13 protein-coding genes are annotated in these 15840 nt (G+C 68.3%); 6 read left to right on the top strand and 7 right to left on the bottom strand.

Annotated elements, in window-relative coordinates; all coding sequences use genetic code 11:
* The 5 genes from SAHL_RS14180 to SAHL_RS14200 all read right to left on the bottom strand — a co-directional run.
* Window positions 1-537, bottom strand: a 537-nt coding sequence (locus SAHL_RS14180; protein WP_123592073.1) for a PepSY domain-containing protein, incomplete at its 3' end; no start/stop codon positions are given.
* Between the two features lie 141 nt (window positions 538-678).
* Complete coding sequence (locus tag SAHL_RS14185; RefSeq protein WP_184947724.1) at window positions 679-2979, bottom strand: TonB-dependent receptor; 2301 nt, start codon at window positions 2977-2979, stop codon at window positions 679-681.
* A 132-nt stretch (window positions 2980-3111) separates the two neighbouring features.
* Window positions 3112-4419 (bottom strand): sensor histidine kinase, encoded by a 1308-nt coding sequence (locus tag SAHL_RS14190; protein ID WP_123592075.1) that lies wholly within the window; start codon window positions 4417-4419, stop codon window positions 3112-3114.
* A gap of 4 nt (window positions 4420-4423) precedes the next feature.
* Window positions 4424-5056: a response regulator gene (locus SAHL_RS14195; protein ID WP_123592076.1), complete on the bottom strand. Its 633-nt coding sequence runs from the start codon at window positions 5054-5056 to the stop codon at window positions 4424-4426.
* Between the two features lie 212 nt (window positions 5057-5268).
* Window positions 5269-6780, bottom strand: a complete 1512-nt coding sequence (locus tag SAHL_RS14200) for an aldehyde dehydrogenase family protein (protein WP_123592077.1) — start codon at window positions 6778-6780, stop codon at window positions 5269-5271.
* A 384-nt stretch (window positions 6781-7164) separates the two neighbouring features.
* Between SAHL_RS14200 and SAHL_RS14205 the strand changes: the two genes are divergently transcribed.
* The 4 genes from SAHL_RS14205 (at window position 7165) to pqqD (ending at window position 11366) form a co-directional block, all read left to right on the top strand.
* Window positions 7165-9144 (top strand): sigma-54-dependent Fis family transcriptional regulator, encoded by a 1980-nt coding sequence (locus tag SAHL_RS14205; RefSeq protein WP_123592078.1) that lies wholly within the window; start codon window positions 7165-7167, stop codon window positions 9142-9144.
* Window positions 9145-9340: 196 nt separating this feature from the next.
* A complete protein-coding gene (pqqB, locus tag SAHL_RS14210) occupies window positions 9341-10252 on the top strand; it encodes a pyrroloquinoline quinone biosynthesis protein PqqB (RefSeq protein WP_123592079.1) in 912 nt (303 codons plus the stop codon).
* Window positions 10249-11073: a pyrroloquinoline-quinone synthase PqqC gene (gene pqqC / locus SAHL_RS14215; protein ID WP_123592080.1), complete on the top strand. Its 825-nt coding sequence runs from the start codon at window positions 10249-10251 to the stop codon at window positions 11071-11073. Before pqqB ends, pqqC begins: the two co-directional genes overlap by 4 nt.
* A complete protein-coding gene (pqqD, locus tag SAHL_RS14220) occupies window positions 11070-11366 on the top strand; it encodes a pyrroloquinoline quinone biosynthesis peptide chaperone PqqD (RefSeq protein ID WP_245968554.1) in 297 nt (98 codons plus the stop codon). Before pqqC ends, pqqD begins: the two co-directional genes overlap by 4 nt.
* Window positions 11367-11405: 39 nt before the next feature.
* On the opposite strand, the gene pqqE is transcribed toward pqqD, so the two are convergent.
* Together pqqE and pqqA are read right to left on the bottom strand one after the other, a co-directional pair.
* Window positions 11406-12560, bottom strand: a complete 1155-nt coding sequence (gene pqqE, locus SAHL_RS14225; RefSeq protein WP_123592081.1) for a pyrroloquinoline quinone biosynthesis protein PqqE — start codon at window positions 12558-12560, stop codon at window positions 11406-11408.
* Between the two features lie 65 nt (window positions 12561-12625).
* Complete coding sequence (pqqA, locus tag SAHL_RS18035) at window positions 12626-12988, bottom strand: pyrroloquinoline quinone precursor peptide PqqA (RefSeq protein ID WP_221177973.1); 363 nt, start codon at window positions 12986-12988, stop codon at window positions 12626-12628.
* On the opposite strand from pqqA, the gene SAHL_RS14235 reads away from it, so the two are divergent.
* On the top strand, window positions 12960-14390 hold the full coding sequence (locus tag SAHL_RS14235) for a sensor histidine kinase (RefSeq protein WP_184947726.1): 1431 nt from the start codon (window positions 12960-12962) through the stop codon (window positions 14388-14390). The two genes, pqqA and SAHL_RS14235, sit on opposite strands and share 29 nt — an antisense overlap.
* The gene (locus SAHL_RS14240) at window positions 14387-15772 is read left to right on the top strand and encodes a sigma-54-dependent transcriptional regulator (RefSeq protein WP_123592083.1); all 1386 of its coding nucleotides are present in this window, start codon (window positions 14387-14389) and stop codon (window positions 15770-15772) included. Before SAHL_RS14235 ends, SAHL_RS14240 begins: the two co-directional genes overlap by 4 nt.
* The last annotated feature ends 68 nt before the right edge of the window (window positions 15773-15840 follow it).

The raw sequence follows: 15840 nt of genomic DNA on the forward strand, positions 1-15840 counted from the left end.
CTCCGGCTCCTGACCGATCTGCCACTGTTCGACCGACACTTCGATGATGTCGCCGGAAACGGCGTCGACCTCGACCTTGAATTCGGTGGCCTGGCCCTCCTGGGCCAGGTCGATCTCGTAGGTCGGTGAGCCATCGGCCTCGACTTCGTACTCGAGTTCGACGACCTCGCCGCCAAAGCGATCGGTGGCGGTCGTTCTGGCTTCCTCCTCGCTGATCTTGGAGGCCTTGGAGAAGAGTTCGTCGTCGGCCGAGTCGACCTCGGTCTCGATCTCGTAGATGTCGCCCGAGCGCGCGTTGCACATCAACTCCCACTCCGTGTCCGAGCTGTCCCGGATCTCGATCTCGTAGGTCGGCGCGCCCGCGGGGCTGACGCTCAGATACTCGACCTTGACGATATCGCCCTGGCGCACCGACTGGGCGGACTCGATGCATTGGTCCAGGGAAGCGTCGCGATCGCCGCTCCCGGAGAAAGCCGGCCCGGCCGCCAGCAGCGCCAGCGGGACGGCATACAGAACACCGCGCGTGATCGGAATCATGGGGATACCTCGTTCGGTCGTTTGTGATCCATGTCTGGATTGTGCCAAAAAAAAGCAGGGAACCGACCGGCACACCGAGGGGAGAAAGTGTTGCCGGCCGGCCCCTGCCGGAGGAGACCTAAATCGGTGGTCTGGGTGGCGCTAGAGTTCCACGCGCACACCACCCCAGATGCCCCGGGGCGCACCCGGACCGATGAAGCGGCTGGCATCTTCGTAGCGATCGCCTTCGAGCACTTCGTCGGCTTCGCCGTACAGGCCGAAGGTTTCGTAGTTGGAGTCGAACAGGTTGTTGACCCGCACGAACGTCGTGATGCGGTCGGTCACCTTGAACGAGGCGTTGGCGTTGACGATGGCGTAGCCGTCGATCTGTTCGTCGTCGGTGTTGGATTCGTCGCCGCGATAGATCTGGTCGCCGTTGCCGATCACGTCCATGCCGACCATCAGACGATCGGTCGCACGCCAGTCGAGGCCGACGTTGAACAGATGTTCCGGGATCAGCGGGATGCGATCGCCGGACTCGACCTGCTGGGTCGGATCGTCACCGGGCGCGGCGTCGTCGTCGGCCAGCGGATGGTTCGGCGAATTGGTGATGAACGGATCGCGGAACTCGGCGTTCAGGTAGGTGTAGTTCGCCGAGACGCGCCAGCTGTCCGCGAACGTCCAGTCCAGGCCCAGCTCGATGCCCTGGCGACGGGTCTTGCCGACGTTGTCGAAGTAGCCGGCGAAGCGCGATTCGGCCGCGATGAACAGGATGTCGTCCTGATTGTCCGAGCGGAAGGCCGCGGCACTCCAGTGCAGGTTGTCGCCGCCGCCGCGCAGGCCGATCTCGTAGGTCGTGGCCACCACCTGTTCGAGCGGCGGGTCGTCGACGAAGCCGTTGGGCAGTCGACACGGCGCGTCCGGATTCGCGCAGGTCAGCTCGACCGGCGAAGGCGCGCGTGAGGACTGCGAGACACTGCCGAAGCTGGTCAGGTGATCGTTGATCTCCCAGGTCAGGCCGCCGGCCAGATTCAGCCGCTTGAACTCGTGATCGCCGCTCAGGCTGGTGCCGTCGTCCTCTTCACCCGGATAGCCCGGCGAGGTGTCGTGCAGGGAGATGGCGGTGCGGTTGTAGCGTCCGGATAGGGTGGCCTCGACGCTGTCGGTCAGCGGCGTGCGCTGCATGAAGAACAGGCTGGCGGTGCTGTTGTGGGCGGACACGCCCGTCAGCGATTCGCCGCTGAAGACGCCGCTGCCGACGGTGCCGCGCTCGTCGGTCAGGCTTGCCAGCTCGGTGCGCGACTGGAAGTCGCTGCTGCCGTAGTCGAGGCTGGTACCGACGATCAGCTCGCCGCCGAGCACGCCGTCCTGCTGCCCCTGCAGGTTGAGGCCGAAGCCGTCCTCCTTGGTCTGCGAGGTGTTCTGCGTGCCGCCGAGCACGGCAGCGCGGGTCGCGATCGGATTGCCGTCGGCGTCGACGACCACCTCCGGATCATCGCCGCCTTCGCCTTCCTCACAGAGCACACCCGGGGTGTCGTCGCACGCCTCGAATTCGGAGCCGTCGCCGTTGAAGGTGTTGATCTCGTTGCGGCGGTAGTAGGCGCCCCAGGCCAGCGTGAAGTCCTCGGTCATCTCTCCGGTGCCGCGGAGATTGAGCATCACCATGTTCGGATTGGTTTCGTCCGGATAGGTGAAGATCGAGTCCCGGCCCTCGGCGTCGGCCAGCTCGCGCGGCACCGCACCGTTGCCGCGCAGGGTGTTGTCGGCCGCGGTGATCGAGAAATCCAGCGTGCCGTTGTCCGTGAGCGTCGAGAACTGGGTGAACAGCTGGGTGACTTCGGAATCCGAGAAATCCCGCCAGCCGTCCTCCGACATGCCCTGCGCGGCGAAATACCAGCCGGTCTCGCCGTCGTTACCGCCGGCCTGGACGTGACCGCCGTAGCGGCCGAAGTCGCCGCCGAAGAACTCGAATTCGCTGCCTTCGTAGGTGAAGCCGGTCTTGGTCTTGACCGAGAGCGCACCGCCCAGCGTGTTCTGACCGAACAGGGGGTTGGAGCCGGGCACGAGGTCGATCGAGTCGATCGCCACGTCCGGAATCAGGCCCCAGTTGACGGTGTCGCCGAAGGGCTCGTTCACGCGCACGCCGTCCTGATACACGGACAGCCCCTGGGGCAGGCCGAGCAGCGGCGACGCCGTGTAGCCGCGGTAGTTGAGGTCCGGCTGGAACGGGTTGTTGGTCGCGTCGTTGACGTGGACGCTGCCCAGTTCCTGATTCATGTACTCGTTGAGGTTGAGCGTGGCGCTGTCGGCGATGTCCTCGGCACTGCCCTGCTGGACGTTGGCCGGATAGCGCTCCGCGTCCACGTCGCTGCCGGAGAACGGCGTGGCGCCGATCACCTCGATGGCGCCGAGCTCGCTGTCCTGTGCCGCCGCGGTCGTCGCACACAGCACCCCCAGGGCCATGCAGAGGCCTCTTGTTGCTCCCATATCCATCCCCTTCGGATTATTCGTCTTGTGCATCGGCCGAGTGGCCGTGCATGCAGTATTCATCGACCGGGACGCCGGCCTCAATGGGAAAACTTCCCGGTCTCGGGCTCAGTGGTCGAGCGGCACGTCGGCGGCCACGCGCGTGCCGTGCCCGGGATGGCTCGTCAGGGCGAACTCGCCGCCCAGCAGTTCGATGCGCTCCGCCATGCCCGCCAGGCCCAGTCCCGGCGCCGTGGCGTCGGTGTCGAAACCGCAGCCGTCGTCGCTGACGGCCACGCGTAGCCGGTCCGTGTGGGCGGCCAGGCGCACGCTGATTCGTCGCGGTCGCGCATGCCGCAGGGCGTTGGTCAGGGCCTCCTGGACCAGCCGGAAGACGTGGATGGCGGTGTTCGTGGTCAGCGTGTCCGGCGTGTCGTCGCCGTCGAAGACGAAGGTCACGTCGGGCCGCGTGCGCTGCCAGCCGGCGATATGCTCCTCCAGCGCGGCCGTCAGGCCCAGCTCGTCGAGCCCCGGTGGCCGCAGCCGGCGCATCATCACGCGGGCCTGGTCGTAAAGCCGGGCCGCGACATCGGCGATGGCGCGGGCGGATTCCGCGACGCCATGCGGCAGCGCGTCGCGGTGCGCGAGGATACCGGCCGCATCCGCGCGGATGGCGGTCAGGCTCTGGCCGAGTTCGTCGTGCAGTTCGCGCGCGAGGCTGCGGCGTTCATCCTCCTGGATGCGCAGGGAATGATCGCGCAGACGCTGATTCTCGTCCCGGGCGGCGGCGAGCGTGGCCGCCATGTGGTTGAACTGGGCTGCGATACCGTCGAATTCCGGCAGTGTGAAGGTCGGCAGCCGCATGTCGTACCGGCCGTGCTCGATGCCGCGCAGGGCGGCGTCGATACGACGCACCGGTACGATCGCACGGCCGAGCAGCAGGTAGACGGTGACCAGAATGGCGGCGTAGAAGACCAGCAGCAGACCGAGCAGTCCGCGGGTGTCACGCCAGGTCTCGTCGATTTCGTCGTGCGGATCGGCGAGCACGCGGATAAGCGTGTCCGGGGCCACGCGGATGGTGCGCTCGGGCAATTCCGCCGGCCGTGTCACGGCCGCGAACCAGGTGGGGGCCTGGCTGGAGGCGTCGGTCGCGCAGGGCCGGGGCGCCCGATCGTCGGTGACCAGCGACAGGCACAGATGTCGCAGCTGGCCGATATCGGCCAGCTCGCGCGCCGCCACCAGCGCACCGTCGCCCGAGGTGAGGCTGGCTTCGATCAGATCGGAGGCCAGGGTGACGCTGGAATCCATCTCGTCGGAGATCGCCCGATGGGCGTTGACGATGACCAGCACGCCGGCGGCCAGCAGGATCACCGCCAGCAGCAGCGTCACCGAGAGCATCAGGCGTTGGCGCAGCCGCAGGCGAGCGGGTCTCCACATCGATCTACAGGCTGACGACGCCGGTCCGGATCGCCAGCCGCGTGAGATCGGCGGTGCCCTGCGTGCCGAGCTTGGCGCGCAGGCGGCTGGTGTGATTGGCCACGGTCTTGGGGCTCAGGAACAGCTCGTCCGCGATCGCCTGGATGCTCGCGCCCGAGGCCAGCAGCCGGAAGATCTCGAACTCGCGGGCCGACAGCTGGGCGAGCGGATTGATATCACCGCGCTCGGGATCGGCGTCGAGCAGGGCGCCGATATAGCGTTCGCCGCGGGCCACGCAGCGGACCGCATCGACCAGCACGTCGGAGACTTCACGCTTGCTGATGTAACCGGTGGCACCGGCGGCCAGGGCCCGGCGCACGAAGATGTTCTCCTCGTGGACGGAGAACACCAGCACGCGCACGCCGGGATGGCGGCCGTGGATGCGTTTGGTGGCCTCGATGCCGCTCATGCCCGGCAGAGACAGATCCATCACGATCACGTCGAAGGCGGTCTCGCGACAGGCCGCATAGGCGCGTTCGCCGCTGTCCGCTTCGCCGGCGACCGTGATGTCGTCGGCCATCTTCAACAGCCGGCTGTAGCCGGCCCGCACCACGGCGTGGTCGTCGACCAGCAGCACCTGAATCGATTGCTTGTTCATGCGTGTTCCTCCTCCCCGGCGCCCGCAACGATGACCGCGACGGGCGCGCTGGCGCGACACGGTCGATGCGATACGTCGATGGCCGCATCATGGCATGAACGCGGGCTGCGGCGCGTTTGCAACGACGCCCGAACGCAGCCATGAAAAAAGCCGGCTGCCACGATGGCAGCCGGCTCTCGTGACGCATCGTCGGCGCGATGCCGTCGGGCCTGCTAGAGCGAGACGGTGACCGTCTTCGTCTCGAGGTAGTTGCTGAGCACCTGCTCGCCCATCTCGCGACCCCAGCCGGACTGCTTGAAACCGCCGAACGGCAGCGCCGCATCGAAGATGTTGTAGCAGTTGACCCACACGGTGCCGGCACGCAGCTGGTTGGCCAGCTTGTGCGCCTTGCCGATGTCCTGGGTCCACACGCCCGAGGCGAGGCCGAACACGGTGTCGTTCGCGCGCTTGACCAGCTCCTCGTCGAAGTCGGAGAACTTGGTCGCGGTCACGACCGGGCCGAAGATCTCTTCCTGGACGACCTTCATGTCGTCCGAGACGTCGGTGAGCACCGTCGGCTTGACGAAGTAGCCGTCGCCCTCGCCGCGCTCACCGCCGACCGCGGCCTTGGCGCCCTGGCTCTTGCCGGAGTCCAGAAACCCGGTCACGCGCTCGAGCTGGGTGCGCGAGACCAGCGGGCCCATCTGGGTCTCCGGATCCAGGCCCGGGCCGAGCTTGATGTTGCGGGCGAAATCCGCCATGCCCTCGACGACCTGGTCGTAGATCCGCTCGTGCACGAACAGCCGCGCACCGGCCGCGCAGCACTGGCCGTGGTTGAAGAAGATGGCGTTGGCCGCGCCCGGGATCGCCTTGTCCAGATCGGCGTCCTCGAGAATGATGTTCGGCGACTTGCCGCCCAGTTCCAGCGACACCTTCTTGAGGTTGCCCTTGGCGGCGTCGACGATCAGACGGCCGACCTCGGTGGAGCCGGTGAAGGCGATCTTGTCCACCTGCGGATGCGCGGCCAGCGGCGCGCCGGCCTCCTCGCCGAAGCCGGTGATGACGTTGACCGCGCCGTCCGGCACGCCGGCCTCCTGCATGATCTCGGCGAGCTTGAGGCCCGACAGCGGCGTTTCCTCGGCGAGCTTCATGACGATGGTGTTGCCGGTGGCCAGTGCCGGGGCCAGCTTCCACGCAGCCATCAGCAGCGGGAAGTTCCACGGGATGATCTGGCCGCAGACGCCCACGGCCTCGCGGCGGGTGTAGGCATGCCACTCGGCGCCGGGGGCGTAGGGCACGGTCGGGCTGATCAGTTCGCCGTTGAGCTTGGTCGCCCAGCCGGCCATGTAGCGGAACATCTCCGCGGCCAGCGGGATGTCGGCCGCCCGGGCGATCGAGATCGGCTTGCCGTTGTCCAGGGACTCGAGCTGGGCGAGCTCCTCCTGGTGCTCCATGATCAGATCGCCGATCTTCCAGACGATGCGCTGGCGCTCGGCCGGCGCCATCTTCGTCCACGGGCCGTCGTCGAAGGCCTTGCGGGCGGCCTTCACGGCCTTGTCGACATCGCTCTTGCCCGACGACTGCGCCTGCGCGATGACCTGGTCGTTGGACGGGTTGTAGACGTCGAAAGTCTCGCCGGATTCACTCGCGACCCACTGGCCGCCGATGAGCATCTTGCGCGGCGTATCGATGAATTGCTTGACGCTGGGATCCAGCGCGACCTCGGATGCAGCTACTGCACACATGGTTGTATCTCCTCCAGTGCATGTTCGCGTATGCCGCCACCGCTGTGGTGGCGGCGGCGTGTGTCGAGCACGTGTCCGCCCCTTGCGCGGCGACCGTGCCTGAGCGGGTTCGATGCAAGGATCAGGCCACGCCCGATCGCCGTCCTTCGCCCGCTCTGTTCTGTCTTTATCGGCGCTTCGACGATGGCACTGTCACGAATGTGGCGCAACCGTGTTGCATCCGGTGTGGCTTTCCGATGACTGCGCTTGTCCGTTCGCGCCAAAGGTGCTAAAAGCGAAGATGAACAACTAAAAAAGGCCGCGCGAGATGCGGCCGGCTGATTTCATCGGCGATGACAACGAACGGGCGCGGGTGCGAAGCCGCGTCACGAGGAGGAGAGCACCATGGCCACCGTAGCGGCGCAGCACGAGGCTGCGGTCTATGCGCGCGCCGGGGGGAGCAACGCGAACGATTTCATCGCGGGTTCCTGGCAGCGCTGTCTCAGCGACTACGGGCTGGACCCGTCCCAGATCGAGCTGGACGTCGTCTCCCGCAGCAAGCTCAGCGAGCATCGCGACGAGCTCGGCGAGGTGGTAAGCATCGCGCGCGCCGAAATGGAGAATCTCGCCGCCCAGATCTCCGGCTCCGGCTACGCGCTGCTGCTGACCGATGCCCACGGCCTGATTCTCTACAACCGCGTCGAGCAGGCGCTGCGTTCGAGCTTCCGCGCCGCCGGGCTCTGGGACGGCGCCGACTGGAGCGAGCTGCGCCAGGGCACCAACGGCATCGGCACGTGCATCGTCGAGCATCGGCCGGTGACCGTGCACTGCGCCGATCACTTCGCGGCCCGCCACACCGATCTGAGCTGTTCGGCCGCCCCCATCCGCAATCCGCAGGGCCAGCTGCTGGCGGTGCTGGACGCCTCTTCGGTGCAGTGCGAGGGCACCCGTGCCGGCCAGACGCACACCATGGCGCTGGTCAGCATGTCCGCCCGCCTGATCGAGAAGTGCGTGTTCCTCAACGCCAACCGCGAGCATCTGGTGCTGCGCTTTCACAGTCGGCCCGAGTTCGTCAGTCTCATTCACGACGGCATGATCGCGGTCGGCGCGGACGGGCACATCGTCGCCGCCGACGACAGCGCGGCGTGCCAGCTCGGGCTCGAGACCCGGCAGTCGGTGGTCGGCCTGGACATCGCCGAGGTGTTCGACGTGGACGCCGACATGCTCCACGAGCGCTCCACCGACGGGTCGCATTCGGTCTGGCCGATGCACGAGGTCCAGCGCGGCCGGCGTTACTTCGCCAGCGTGCGCGCCAGCGGCGAGGCCGGCCGTCGGGTGACGGTCGCCCGCAACGACGACTCCGCCCTGCGCGTGAGTGCGGCGCGGCGGCATCAGGCGCGCGGCTTCGCCGATCTGTGCGGCAACGACCCGCGCATGGCCTACAACGTGCGCTGTGCACGGCGGGTGGTGGACCGGCAGGTCCAGATCATGCTGCGCGGCGAGACTGGCACAGGCAAGGAGCTGTTCGCGCGCGCCATACACGACGTCAGCCGGCGCGCGGCCTCGCCGTTCGTCGCGGTCAACTGCGCGGCGATTCCCGAGTCGCTGATCGAGTCCGAGTTGTTCGGCTACAAGGCCGGAGCGTTCACGGGCGCACGGCGCGAAGGCATGCGCGGCAAGATCCTCCAGTCCTCCGGCGGGACGCTGTTTCTCGACGAGATCGGCGACATGCCGACCGAACTGCAGACGCGCCTGCTGCGGGTGCTGGAGGAGCGCGAGGTCGTGCCGCTGGGCAGCGAGACGCCGATCACGGTCGATCTTAACGTGGTCTCGGCCACCCACGCCGATCTCAAGGACATGGTGGCGGCGGGGCGTTTCCGGGAGGACCTCTACTATCGCCTCAACGGCATCACGCTGACGCTGCCGCCGGTACGGGAGCGCGTCGATCGCCAGGCGCTGCTCGGCTCCATTCTGGCCCTGGAGCACGACGGCGACGTCGAGGCGCGCGTGGACGAAGAGGCCCTGGCCGCGCTCACCCGTTATTCCTGGCCGGGCAACATCCGTCAGATGCGCAACGTGCTGCGCACGGCGCTCGCCCTCTGTGAGGATTACATCATCGGCGCGGCCGATCTCCCGCCCGAGATCGTCGAGGGCCCGATGAGCGCTGAGGCGTCCGGCCACGGCGACGACGCCGCGATCGCCGGGGCTGGGGAGCCGGGCCCAGGCCCGAACCCGCTGGATTCGGCTGAGCGTTCCGCGATCCTGACCGCGCTCGACGACAACCGCTGGAACATCACCAACACGGCGACGCGGCTCGACATGAGTCGCAACACGCTGTATCGGAAGATGAAGAAGCACGGCATTCCGCTGTCCGGCCGCGGCTAGCATGTGCCGCCCGCGTCTCCGGCGCTGCCGTGCCGCGCGACGGGATCGCGCGGCATCATCGGCCGCGATTCGCGCCCGCGGATGCGGCCGCACGGGCGCCGTCAGGCCGACAGGCCACTGACCGCGCAGCACACCACGAAGTGGCACGAGTCCTGCCTGCGGGCAGGACAGCCGCTTCATCGAATCAGGGATCAGCATGTTCGTACGCGTACTCGGCTCCGCGGCCGGCGGCGGGTTTCCGCAGTGGAACACCAACGTCGGTCTCAACCGGGCCTGGCACGAGGGCACGACCCGGGCGAGCCCGCGCACCCAGTCGTCGATCGCGGTCAGCGCCGATGGCCGCCACTGGCTGCTGGTCAATGCCTCGCCTGATGTGCGTCAGCAGATCCTGGATTTCCCGGCGCTGCGGCCGGCCCCGGACACCCGCGGCACCGGCATTGCGGCGATCCTGCTCATGGACAGCCAGATCGACCACACCGCGGGGCTCACGATCCTGCGCGAGGGCGAGCCGTTGACGGTATGGTCCACGCGGCCGGTGTACGAGGACCTGACCACCGGGCTGCCGCTGTTCAACGTGCTGGCCCATTACTGCGGCGTGGACTGGCATGAGATCGATACCGCCGGTGGCGAGTTCACCATGGACGGCGTGCCCGGGCTGCGTTTCGACACGGTCGAACTCAGTTCGGCGGCGCCACCGTATTCGCCGCACCGGGGCGATCCGCATCCGGGCGACAACATCGGCCTGATCGTGACCGACGAGACGACCGGCGGGCGGCTGTTCTATGCGCCGGGCCTGGGCGCACCGGACGACGAATTGGCCGCGGTTGCACGCGATGCCGACTGTCTGCTGGTGGACGGGACCTTCTTCACCGAGACCGAGATGATCGACCAGGGTGTGGGCACCAAGACCGCGGCCTCGATGGGCCACCTGCCGCAGTCGGGCGAGCACGGCATGCTGGCCTGGCTCGGCGGGTTTCCGGACACGCGCCGGGTGCTCATCCACATCAACAACACCAACCCCATCCTCGATCCGGACTCGCCCGAACGGGCGACCGTCGAACGCGCGGGGGTGGAGGTCGCCTTCGATGGCATGGAGATTCCGCTATGAACAGGCCTGAAAGCGTGACGGGTGCCGCCGGCGCGGATGAGACCCGCGGCCGGGCGGCCCCGGTGGCGCCGGCCGCGGCCGGCACGAGCGCGCCGGCGGCGCCCTGGCCGCGCGACGAGTTCGAGGCGAGATTACGGGCGCTGGGCGCGCGCTATCACATCCATCATCCCTACCACCGGATGATGCACGAAGGCCGCTGCACGAAGGATCAGATTCGTGGCTGGGTGATCAACCGCTATTACTATCAGGTCTGCATCCCGATCAAGGACGCCAACGTGCTCGCCAACTGTCCGGACCCAGCCGTGCGGCGCGAGTGGGTCCAGCGGATCATCGATCACGACGGCGCGCCCGGCGAGACCGGGGGCATCGAGGCCTGGCTGGCGCTGGCCGATGCCTGCGGGCTGGATCGCGAGCGCGTGGCCGCGCTCACCGACGTGCTGCCGGGGGTGCGCTTCGCGGTCGACGCCTACGTCAATTTCGCCCGCCGCGCGAGCTGGCAGGAGGCGGCCTGTTCCTCGCTCACGGAGCTGTTCGCGCCCGAGATCCATCAGCAGCGCCTGACCGGCTGGCCCGATCACTACCCGTGGATCGACGACGCCGGCCTGACCTATTTCCGCAAGCGCCTGTCCGAGGCCCGCCGGGACGTCGAGCACGGACTGGCGATCACGCTGGATCACTTCACCACCCGCGCCGATCAGGAGCACGCCTTGTCCATCCTCCAGTTCAAGCTGGACGTGCTCTGGAGCATGCTAGACGCGATGTGGATGGCATATGTGGCCGACATGCCGCCCTATCACAGCTGCGCGGAGCCGCGCCCGTGAGCGATCCGGAGACGACCCCGCCGGCGATCCGGCGCGACGCCGTGCCGCGGATCGCGCGCGGCCATCGGCTGCAGTTCGAGCCCGCCCAGGACTGTCACGTGCTGCTCTATCCCGAAGGCATGGTCACCCTCAATCCGAGCGCGGCGGAGATTCTGGGTCGCTGCGACGGCGCGCGCACGGTGGCCGAGCTGTGCGCGGCGCTGTCGGCCGATTTCGGCGGCGCCGCGGTGGACGACGACGTCCATCACTTTCTGCAGCTCGCGCGTTCGCACGGCTGGGTGACGCTGGACTGACGGTCGAGGGCCGTCCGCTGCGGCGCGGACGCCGGTCGATCAGCGCTCGGTCGCGGTACCGTGAATGCGCTTGGAGTTGCGCGGGTTGCGGAACACAATCGGCTGGGACGCGGCCTCGGCCACCGGGCGCTCGTTGGCCCGTTCCACGGCGTCGGTCACGCGGTGGTGGGACGGCGACTTCGCGCACACCGGGTCGGCGGCGTACATGTCGCCGGTGAGCATGTAGGCCTGACAGCGGCAGCCGCCGTAGTCCTTGGTCTTCTCGCTGCAGCTGCGGCAGGGCTCGGCCATCCAGTCGTAGCCGCGGAAGTGGTTGAAGGCGGGCGACTCGCACCAGATCCAGTCCAGGTCGTGCTCACGTACGTCGGGAAACGAGAGCCCCGGCAGCTGGCGTGCGGCGTGGCAAGGCAGGGCGAGCCCGTCCGGGGCGATGGTCAGGAAGATGTCGCCCCAGCCGCTCATGCAGGCCTTGGGCCGTTCCTCGTAATAGTCGGGCACGACGAAGTAGAGCTTCATCGCGCCGCCGCGCTCGCGATATTCGATGGTCACGCGCTCGGCGTGGGCGAGTTGCTCGCGCGTGGGCAGCAGAGCCTCGCGGTTGTGCCAGGCCCAGCCGTAGTACTGGGTGTTGGCCAGTTCCACGTAGTCGGCGTCCAACGCCTCGGCCATGGCGATGATCTCCTCGATATCGTCGATGTTCTTCCGGTGCAGGACGATGTTGAGGACCATGGGATAGCCCTGACTCTTGATCGCGCGGGCCATCTCCTTCTTCTGCTCGAAGCTGTCGGTGCCGCCGAGGAAGTTGTTGAGCTCGGCGTTGCTGGCCTGGAAGCTGATCTGGATGTGGTCGAGCCCGGCCTCAGCCAGGCGCGCGGCGCGGTCGGCGTCCATGCCCACGCCCGAGGTGATCAGATTGGAGTAGAAACCCAGGCGCCGGCCCTCGGCCACGATCTCTTCCAGATCGCGCCGCACCAGCGGCTCGCCGCCGGACAGGCCGAGCTGGGCCGCGCCCATCGCGCGGGCCTGGCCCAGCACGCGGATCCAGTCCGCGGTGTCCATCTCCCGGCCGATCTGCGCCAGTTCGGTGGGGTTGCTGCAGTACGGGCACTGCAGCGGGCAGGCGTAGGTGAGCTCGGCCAGCAGCCAGAGCGGTCGTGCCGTCGTCTCGCCGTCGTGTCGTGTGGGGAATTCCATGGGTTTGCCGGCTATGGAAACAAAAGAGGGGGCGCGCGGCCCCCTCCCTCGTCGGCCACCGCGTGCTAGCGGTTGCTGACGTACATCGTGATTTCGAATCCAAGACGCATGTCATGCGCCGTCGGGGTCGTCCACTGTTTCATGCCGATCTCCTCTGATTGTGTGGAATGGCACACGAAATAATGCATCGTCCATGCCAGGCATGGCTTTGTCATGTTTTTTTCTAAATCGCTGATTTGCATACGTTGTATTCCGGTTTCGTTCAGCGACATCGGCGTTGGCCGGTGAGTGGCCAGGCGAGTGGCTGAAACTGGCCGCCCGAATGGCCAATAGTGGCCAGCGGCGGTGCCGGCGCGGCGCATGGAGACAGCGCCCGTCCGCGTCTCTAGACTCGGCGGCATGTCGAACGCGCACAGTCTGTCGCTCAAGAGCCTGATCCGGCGCTATCAGTTCGCGCTGCTGCTGATTCTGGCGGCGGCCGCCGGCGTCGGCGGGCTGTGGGCCAATCTGTGGCAGTCGGGGTACCAGGCCTCGCTGCGGCTCAACGGGCTGCTGGTGGAGGCGCAGGCCGTGCGTGGCGATCTCTACCGCCAGATCCGTGCGATCGACGAGGTCCGCGCCCGCGGGCCGCGCGAGGATTACTGGCAGCGTCTCTACCGCATCGACGAGCATTTCTATCGCATGCGCGGCTATGCCGAGACCGCCGACGAACAGGCGAGCATCGCCCGCATGGAAGCCGCCTACGGCCTGATTCTGGCCGCCATGAACCGCGTGGTGACCAACCCAGGCAGTGCCGCCGCGGCGGACGCGCCGATCGACCAATGGAGCACCGGCGACTTCGAGGCGGCCTACAACGCCCTGACCGCCGAAGTCGCGGCCGAGCGCGACAGGCTCTCCGAGCGGCTGGGGCTGTGGAATCGGTTGGCGCCATGGCTGGCCTGGCTGCCGCTGGTGTTCGGCCTGGCCCTGGCCGTGTGGCTCAACCGGCGTTTCGTCCGAGATTTTCTCCAACCGCTGCAGCGACTGCTCGACGGAACCGGCGAACTGGCGCGCGGGGATCTGTCCCACCGGCTGAACGCGCAGGGCGTGACCGAGCTGCGCCGGCTGGCCGAAACCGTCAACGGCATGGCCGCGGAGTTGGAGGCCAACCGGCGTGCGCTGGTCGAGCGCGAGCGCCAGGCTGCACTCGGCGCGCTGGTCCCGGTCATCGCGCACAATATCCGCAATCCGCTCGCCGGCATCCGCGCTAACGCGCAGATGCTCGACCGTGAGGCCGACACCGACGAGGTGGTCGAGACCGGCGCCGACATCATCGATGCCGCCGACCGCCTCGAACGCTGGCTCGATGCGCTGCTGGCCTATCTGCACCCGCTCAAGCTGGACCGGCGCGATCACGTCTTCGACGATATCGTCGACGGGGCCGTCGCCGCGCTGGGCGGCCGGCTGGCCGCGGCCGGCCTCACGCTCGATCGCGAGCGCGGCGCTGCAGCCCGCGTGGCCGTGGACGGGCCGCTGCTGGAACAGGCCCTGCACGGGCTGCTCGCCAACGCCCTCGAGGCGTCGCCGCCGGAGACCACGCTCCGGGTGGCCACGCGCGCGACCGACGCCCAGGTCGAGCTCGTCATCGACGACGCCGGCCCGGGCATGGCGGTGGCCCCGGACCCCGAGGCGAGGGCCCCGCTGCCCACGACCAAGCGCCGCGGCACCGGGCTCGGCATCCCGTTCGCCTACAAGGTCATCCACGGGCACGGGGGCAGCCTGGACTACAGTGCGGCGCCGGACGGGGGCACGCGCGTCTGTTGTCGCCTGCCCAGGGAGACGATCGCATGAACGCCCCGCATATTCTCCTGCTCGAGGACGAGCGCGCCCTGGCCCGCGCCATCGACCGCCGCCTGCGTCGCGACGGCTATACGGTGGCGGCCTGCGAGAATCTGGCCAACGCCCGCCTGGCCGCGCAGCGCCGGCCGCCGGAGCTCGCCGTGCTCGATCTGCGCCTGCCGGACGGCCACGGTCTGGAATTCCTCGAGTGGCTGCGCGCCGAGATCGGGCCGGTGCCCGCGCTGGTGATGACCGCCTTCGGCGAACTGGACGACGCCATCGGGGCCATGCGCCTGGGCGCGGTGGATTTCCTCAAGAAGCCGCTGGACCTGGACGCGCTTGAACGCATCGTCAGCGACGCCCTGCATCGGGATAGTCCCGCGACCCGGACCGAGGCCGCGGCCGGCGACGCCACGGGCGCGCCCGTGATCATCGGCGACAGCCCCGCGGTGCGCACGCTGCGCCGGGAGATCGAGCGCATCGCCGCCCTCGGGCGCGGCTCGGCGCCGCCGAACGTGCTCGTGACCGGCGAGACCGGCACCGGCAAGGATCTCGCCGCGCGGGTGCTGCATGCGGGCTCGCCGCGGGCCGAGGCGCCGTTCGTGCAGGTCGACTGCGCCGCGCTGCCGCGGGACCTGATCGAGGCCGAGCTGTTCGGGCACGAAAAGGGCGCGTTCACCAACGCCCATCGGGCGCGCCGCGGCCTGCTCGCCGCCGCCGGCGCGGGCAGTGCCTTTCTCAACGAGATCGGCGAGCTGCCGCTGGGGCTGCAGACCAAGCTGCTGACCGCGCTGGAGTCGCGAACCATGCGCGAGATCGGCAGTGACACCGAGCGCGCGATCGAGGCCTGGTTCATCGCGGCCACCAATCGTGACATCGAGCAGATGATGGCCGCCGGCGACTTCCGTCAGGATCTCTACTATCGCCTCAACGTGCTGACCCTCGCCCTGCCGCCGCTGCGCGAGCGCGGCGAGGACGTGCTCGAGCTGGCCCGGCATTTCGTCGACGAAACCTCGGCACGCTATGAGCGCGATCCGCCGAGGCTCACCGAGGCCGCATGCGGGGCGCTTATCGACCACGACTGGCCGGGCAACGTGCGCGAGCTGCGTCACGTCATCGAACGGGCCGTGCTGGTCCATGCCGATACCCAGCTCGAGGCCGGGCATCTGCGCCTGCGCTCGTGGCAGGCAACGACCGAGACGGCGCCGGCTGCGGCGGCGACGGCCGGCGAAAGACTGCCCGGCAGCGACGGCACCCTGGCCGGCAACGAGCAGGCGCTGATCGAGCGCACGCTCGCCGAGACCGGCGACAACATCTCGGAGGCGGCCCGCCGCCTCGGCCTGAGCCGCGGCGCCCTGCGCTATCGGCTGGACAAGTACGGGCTCGAACGCTAGATACCATCTTGCCAATCGAACACCAAGCGTCTCATTGAGCCACTTGAGCTTGATACGGTATTTGTGTT

The organism is Salinisphaera orenii subsp. halophila YIM 95161 (assembly GCF_003732545.1).
In the GTDB taxonomy this organism is placed as follows: domain Bacteria; phylum Pseudomonadota; class Gammaproteobacteria; order Nevskiales; family Salinisphaeraceae; genus Salinisphaera; species Salinisphaera orenii_A.

What these genes read in the sequence shown, in the direction of transcription:
- SAHL_RS14185 (WP_184947724.1), bottom strand. Translation starts at nt 2,979, where the DNA reads ATGGCCCTGGGGGTGCTGTGTGCGACGACCGCGGCGGCACAGGACAGC.
- SAHL_RS14190 (WP_123592075.1), bottom strand. Translation starts at nt 4,419, where the DNA reads ATGTGGAGACCCGCTCGCCTGCGGCTGCGCCAACGCCTGATGCTCTCG.
- SAHL_RS14195 (WP_123592076.1), bottom strand. Translation starts at nt 5,056, where the DNA reads ATGAACAAGCAATCGATTCAGGTGCTGCTGGTCGACGACCACGCCGTG.
- SAHL_RS14200 (WP_123592077.1), bottom strand. Translation starts at nt 6,780, where the DNA reads ATGTGTGCAGTAGCTGCATCCGAGGTCGCGCTGGATCCCAGCGTCAAG.
- SAHL_RS14205 (WP_123592078.1), top strand. Translation starts at nt 7,165, where the DNA reads ATGGCCACCGTAGCGGCGCAGCACGAGGCTGCGGTCTATGCGCGCGCC.
- pqqB (WP_123592079.1), top strand. Translation starts at nt 9,341, where the DNA reads ATGTTCGTACGCGTACTCGGCTCCGCGGCCGGCGGCGGGTTTCCGCAG.
- pqqC (WP_123592080.1), top strand. Translation starts at nt 10,249, where the DNA reads ATGAACAGGCCTGAAAGCGTGACGGGTGCCGCCGGCGCGGATGAGACC.
- pqqE (WP_123592081.1), bottom strand. Translation starts at nt 12,560, where the DNA reads ATGGAATTCCCCACACGACACGACGGCGAGACGACGGCACGACCGCTC.
- SAHL_RS14235 (WP_184947726.1), top strand. Translation starts at nt 12,960, where the DNA reads ATGTCGAACGCGCACAGTCTGTCGCTCAAGAGCCTGATCCGGCGCTAT.
- SAHL_RS14240 (WP_123592083.1), top strand. Translation starts at nt 14,387, where the DNA reads ATGAACGCCCCGCATATTCTCCTGCTCGAGGACGAGCGCGCCCTGGCC.